Source organism: Gemmiger formicilis, assembly GCF_016901605.1.
Taxonomy (GTDB): domain Bacteria; phylum Bacillota; class Clostridia; order Oscillospirales; family Ruminococcaceae; genus Gemmiger; species Gemmiger formicilis_B.
This window is the reverse complement of record NZ_JACJKP010000988.1, coordinates 1-217: the sequence shown is the minus strand read 5'-3', so window position 1 is coordinate 217 and position 217 is coordinate 1. Positions and strand designations below refer to the sequence as shown.

General features: G+C 55.3%; 1 protein-coding gene. It reads left to right on the top strand.

The genetic code is table 11. The annotated features are described in order from the left end of the window. Positions 1–202: hypothetical protein (locus H6B10_RS17495; RefSeq protein WP_204652566.1), on the top strand; the 202-nt coding region annotated here is incomplete at its 5' end. Positions 203–217 lie beyond the last annotated feature (15 nt).

Genomic DNA, 217 nt, shown 5'->3' with positions numbered 1-217 from the left:
TGATACCGAATTCGAGGGCTCCTTTGCACTGTACGGCAACAGCAAATTTGTGTTCCTGGTATTGCTGCCGGTGGTGTTGGCACTGGCCCTGGTAGCGGCCTATGTCTGGCCCGTTCCATACAGGGAGCTGGCGTCACTGCCTTCTATCACCAGGCCCGCAACGGTAAGCCATTTGGAGTTTGCCGCCAGCCAGATCAAATAACTGACCAATGCCACA